7 protein-coding genes are annotated in these 4507 nt (G+C 73.5%); 5 read left to right on the top strand and 2 right to left on the bottom strand.

What is annotated here, in order from left to right; all coding sequences use genetic code 11:
- Both AB0C29_RS35225 and AB0C29_RS35220 read left to right on the top strand, forming a co-directional pair.
- Positions 1–348, top strand: a 348-nt coding sequence (locus tag AB0C29_RS35225) for an AAA family ATPase (RefSeq protein WP_360829709.1), incomplete at its 5' end; no start/stop codon positions are given.
- A complete protein-coding gene (locus tag AB0C29_RS35220; protein ID WP_360829706.1) occupies positions 345–1070 on the top strand; it encodes a hypothetical protein in 726 nt (241 codons plus the stop codon). The genes AB0C29_RS35225 and AB0C29_RS35220, both read left to right, overlap by 4 nt.
- Here the strand turns inward: AB0C29_RS35220 and AB0C29_RS35215 are convergent.
- Positions 1063–1653 carry a TetR/AcrR family transcriptional regulator gene (locus AB0C29_RS35215; RefSeq protein ID WP_360829703.1) on the bottom strand — a complete coding sequence of 197 codons (591 nt, stop codon included), beginning with the start codon at positions 1651–1653 and terminating at the stop codon, positions 1063–1065. The two genes, AB0C29_RS35220 and AB0C29_RS35215, sit on opposite strands and share 8 nt — an antisense overlap.
- A gap of 89 nt (positions 1654–1742) precedes the next feature.
- Here AB0C29_RS35215 and AB0C29_RS35210 point away from each other — a divergent pair, with 89 nt between their 5' ends.
- Positions 1743–2192 carry a hypothetical protein gene (locus tag AB0C29_RS35210; protein WP_360829700.1) on the top strand — a complete coding sequence of 150 codons (450 nt, stop codon included), beginning with the start codon at positions 1743–1745 and terminating at the stop codon, positions 2190–2192.
- Positions 2193–2224: 32 nt separating this feature from the next.
- The gene (locus tag AB0C29_RS35205) at positions 2225–2476 is read left to right on the top strand and encodes a hypothetical protein (RefSeq protein WP_360829698.1); all 252 of its coding nucleotides are present in this window, start codon (positions 2225–2227) and stop codon (positions 2474–2476) included.
- On the opposite strand, the gene AB0C29_RS35200 is transcribed toward AB0C29_RS35205, so the two are convergent.
- Complete coding sequence (locus AB0C29_RS35200; RefSeq protein ID WP_360829695.1) at positions 2455–3678, bottom strand: MFS transporter; 1224 nt, start codon at positions 3676–3678, stop codon at positions 2455–2457. The two genes, AB0C29_RS35205 and AB0C29_RS35200, sit on opposite strands and share 22 nt — an antisense overlap.
- Positions 3679–3753: 75 nt before the next feature.
- On the opposite strand from AB0C29_RS35200, the gene AB0C29_RS35195 reads away from it, so the two are divergent.
- A partial coding sequence (locus AB0C29_RS35195) for an FAD-dependent oxidoreductase (RefSeq protein ID WP_360829692.1) occupies positions 3754–4507 on the top strand: 754 nt, incomplete at its 3' end.

Raw genomic sequence — 4507 nt, 5'->3', positions numbered from 1 at the left:
CGCCGGGTCAGCGGCTACTCGCTGGGCATGCGCCAGCGGCTCGGCCTGGCCTCGGCGCTGCTCGGCGACCCGGGCGTGCTGATCCTCGACGAGCCCGGCAACGGCCTCGATCCGGCCGGGCTGGCCTGGCTGCGCGCGCTGCTGCGGCAGCTCGCCGACCAGGGCCGCACTGTCGTGGTGTCCAGCCACATCCTGGCCGAGGTGGCCCAGACCGCCGACCGGGTCCTCATCGTCAACGGCGGGGTGCTGCGCTTCGCCGGGCCGCTCGCCGAGCTGTCGGCCGGCGGCGACACCCTGGAGTCGGCCTTCCTGCGCCTGACCACCGAGCTGGAAGGAAGCACCCGATGATTCTCGCCGCCGAGTTCCGCAAACTGCGTACGGTCCGCAGCGGCTGGCTGCTGCTCGGAGCCGCGCAGCTCGTCATCGTCGCCGGCGTCACCGGGCTGATGGTCAGCCGCGACGACGTCATCTCGCCCGGCGCGCAGCGCGAGGCGGTGGCCCACATCGGGCTGGTCTCGCTGTTCACCCTGGTGCTGGGCATCATGGCGGTCGCGGGGGAGTACCGGCACCGCACCATCAGCGACGCCTATCTCGCCACCCCGCGGCGCTATCGGGTCGTGCTGGCCAAACTCGGCGTCTACACCGCGGCGGGCGTCGTCTTCGGGGCGGCCGCCGCCCTCACCGCGCTCGTCACCACCGCCGTCTGGCTCACCGCCGAAGGCTCCTCGCTGGACCTCTCGTCCGGGGACCTGTGGCGGACGGTGCTCGGCGGCATCGGCTGGAACGCCGCCTTCGCCGCGATCGGGGTCGGCGTCGGGGCGCTGGTCACCAACCTGCTCGGCGCGGTCGCCGCCGCGCTGGCCTGGCTGACCCTGGTGGAGGGCATCGTCGGGCAGCTCGTCGGGGACGCCGACCGGTGGTTGCCGTTCGCGCTGGGGTCCGCGCTGGACCGGCTGCCCACCGCCGTCGACGGCCCGCCGCAGTGGCAGGCCGGGCTCGCCCTGGCCGGCTACGCCGTGGCCTTCGCGGTGGCCGCGGTCGTGACGACCGTGCGCCGCGACATCACCTGACGGGTGACGGCCCGTGACCCGGGTCCTCGCGGGGGCGGTCGAGCACCAGGTCGGCGGCGCGGGCGAGGACCTGGGCCCGGGTCCGGTCGCCGTGGTCGGCGGCGAGGAAGTGCTCGCCGATCGCCACGCAGAAGGCCAGCAGGCTGCGGGCCTCGACCTCCTCGGGGTCGGTGCAGAAGGTGCCGATCATCTCGCGCAGCAGCGCCATGCGCCGGTTGTCCACCCGGCGCAGGCGCGCGGCGACCGCCTCGTCGCGCCGGGCCCAGTCGCGGACCGCCAGGTCGATCGGGAGCAGCCGGCCGTCGGAGAAGGTCAGCACGCCGGCGCGCCGGATCCGGGTCCGGGGGTCGCCGCCCTCGCGCTCGACGCGCGCCAGCACCTCGTCGGTGCTCTCCCGTTCCCACGTGTCGAGCATCGCCGTCAGCAGGGCGTCCCGGTCGGCGAAGGATCCGTAGAACCCGCCCTTGGTGACGCCGAGCCGCTTGGCCAGCGCCTCGACGCGGACGGCGTCCGGGCCGCCGGTCGCCAGCGCCGCCAGACCTTCCTCGATCCACCTGTCCCGGGTCGTACGAGTCGCGCCCACGAGCTTCCTCACTCTGTCTATATACGCCAGCGTATACATCGGCTAGCCTGCGAATATACGGTAGCGTATACAAGATCGGAGATCGTGAGATGCACATCCCCGAATCCGTCCGCACGCTCAGCTCGGTGCCGGAGATCGACTACGCCGACCGCTTCGCCCTCGCCACCGACGTGCCGGCCACCCCGGAGCAGTGGGCCCGCGCGATGTTCGGCGACGTCCCCAGCGCGGCGGAGGTGTTCATCTGGCGCGGGGTGCTGGGCCTGCGTCTCAGCCGGCACCCCTCACCGGCCACCGTGGCCGGCTGGCGGATCGGCGGGCACGGCGAGGACTGGATCCGGCTCGAGGCGGCGTCCTGGTTCCTCGCCGCCAACCTGCTCGTCGAGACCGGTCCCGGCCGGGTGTCGCTGGTGACCTTCGTGCACTACCGGCGGCATCCCGCCGGTGCCGCCTGGCCGCCGTGCTCGGCCGTCCACCGCCTGCTGGTGCCCCGGGTGCTCCGCGACGCCGAGGCGAGGATCCGCCGTGGGGGTGTGCGCTGACCCGGGCACGGCCCGCCTCTACGCTGGGTGCCGTGACCGACGTGGAAAGCAAGATCCTTGACGAGACGACCGCCGAGCCCGCCCCCGAGCTGATCGCCACGCACTACCTGGCCAGCGTCGACGAGCTGGTCGAGCACCTGCGCGCGGCCGATCAGCTGGGCCTGGGCGTACGGGTCAGCTCCTACCTGGTCGCCACCGACGAGGACAGCGAGGTGTACTCCGCGCGGTGGGAGCTCGACCTGCTCACCGCCTCCCCGGTCCATCAGGAGGATGAAGCCGAGTAGTTCTCCGCCGGCTCGCGGTGCTCGGCTGCCCGGCGCACCACCGGCGGCACGAGGCAGCCGACCCCCGCGAACGCCGCCCCGAGCACCAGCCAGCCCGGGGTGCCCCAGCCGAGGGTGAGGGCGGTGACCGCCGCCGGGGCGACCATCTGGCCGAACTGGTGGCCCATCGCGTACGTGCCCTGGTACTGCCCGTGCGCGTGGTCCGGGGCCAGGCCGAAGGAGATGGCCCAGCCGCCGGCCGAGTACCACATTTCGGCGGTCACCTGCACCAGCGCGGCGACGACCAGCAGCAGCACGGTCAGCGCGAGACCCGTGCCTGCCGTCAGCGAGAAGATCAGGCAGGCCAGCAGCAGGCCGAAGCCGGCCCGGCGGGAAGCGCGGGCCGCCCCGGCCAGCGTGTCGGTGCCGCGGGCGGCGCGCACCTGGAAGAGCACCACGGCCACGGTGTTCACCACGAACACCACCGAGATCATCCAGTGCGGCGCGTCGGTGCGGTCGGCGATCCACAGCGGCAGGGCCACCTCGAAAAGGCCGAAGTTGGTGGCGAGCAGGCCGTCCAGCACGACGAAGGCAAGGAACGGCCGGTCCCGCAGCGCGGTCAGCCGCGGCCCGGACCCGGCCCGCGGCGCCCGGGCGATCGGGGCGAGCCGGGTGAGCACGGCCGCGGCGAGCAGGAAGGTCGCCGCGTCCCCCAGGATCAATGACAGGTACGCCGTCCGGGTGTCCACCGTCAGCCCGATGCCGGCGATGGCCGCTCCGACGGTGATGCCGACGTTGGTGATCGAGCGCAGGTAGGCGCGGGTGTAGACGCGCTTGTCGGGCGGCACAGCCCCGCCGATGATCGCGCCGCGGGCCGCCCGCTGGGCCGCCTCGAAGACCGCCATCGGGGCGGCCACCACCAGGAACCCGGCCATCGACCGGACCCCCACCATCGCCGTCTCGCAGAGACCGAGCGCGACCAGGGCCCCGATCGCCACCCCGCGCGGCCCGAGCCGGTCGGCCAGGTAGCCCACCGGTGTGCTGGTCACCAGGCTGATGAGGGCGACCAGGGTGAGGGCGAGACCGGTCTGGCCGATGGACAGGCCGACGGAACGGGTGAGGAACAGCGCGCTCGACGTCATCCACAGGCCGTTGCCGATGGTGTTGACCAGCGTGACGGCGGCGAGAGTCCGGATCGGACCGGGTTCCGGCAGCAGCGGCATGCCCTCCATCAAACAGTACGTACGTACGGTTTGCAATCCCGGGCGGTCCGGGGAGAGTCCGTGAAGGTGTTGTGCGTGCGGCCGCCGGAGGGCCTCGGCGCCGTTACCGTCGCGGTCATGGAGATGGTGGATGTCCTGGTCGTCGGGGCCGGTCTGGCCGGTCTGCACACCGCCCGGCTGCTGGCCTGGCGCGGCCTCGACGTGCTCGTGGTCGACCGGCGCAGCACCCTGGACACGGGCATCCGCACCACCGGGATCTTCGTGCGCCGTACCCTCGAGGACTTCGCCCTGCCGGCGGGGGAGCTCGGTCCGGCGATCCGCCGGGTCCTGCTCTATCCGCCGTCGCTGCGCGGGCCGGTCGAGCTGGTCAGCGCGCGCGACGAGTTCCGGGTGGCCGACATGGCCGGCATCTACGCCCACGCCCTGGCCGCCGCGCGGCTCGCCGGTGCACGGGTACGGCTCGGCGTCTCCTACCCCGTGCCCGGCGTCGGGGCCCGCTTCACCATCGGCGCGGACGGGGCCCGGTCGACGGTCGCGCGCCGGCTCGGACTCGACGTCAACCGCCGGCTCATCGTCGGCGTCGAAGAGGTGTTCCCGACATCCGGGGGCGGTGCCGAGCCGACGTTCCATTGTGTACTCGACCCGCGGCTCGCCCCCGGCTACCTTGCCTGGGTCGTCGACGACGGACGGCACGCGCACGTCGGGCTGGCCGGACGCCCGGACCGCCTGGCCGGACCGCTGCCCGAGCTGCTGCGTACCTTCGGCCGGCCACGGTCGTCTCGCGGCTCATGGTCTATGCGGGTGAGCTCGTCGGGAGTCTGGGGCTGGC

This window comes from Actinoplanes sp. NPDC048791, assembly GCF_040650095.1.
Taxonomy (GTDB): Bacteria; Actinomycetota; Actinomycetes; order Mycobacteriales; family Micromonosporaceae; genus Actinoplanes.
This window is presented reverse-complemented; position numbering and strand designations above follow the sequence as displayed.

What these genes read in the sequence shown, in the direction of transcription:
- AB0C29_RS35220 (WP_360829706.1), top strand. Translation starts at nt 345, where the DNA reads ATGATTCTCGCCGCCGAGTTCCGCAAACTGCGTACGGTCCGCAGCGGC.
- AB0C29_RS35210 (WP_360829700.1), top strand. Translation starts at nt 1,743, where the DNA reads ATGCACATCCCCGAATCCGTCCGCACGCTCAGCTCGGTGCCGGAGATC.
- AB0C29_RS35200 (WP_360829695.1), bottom strand. Translation starts at nt 3,678, where the DNA reads ATGCCGCTGCTGCCGGAACCCGGTCCGATCCGGACTCTCGCCGCCGTC.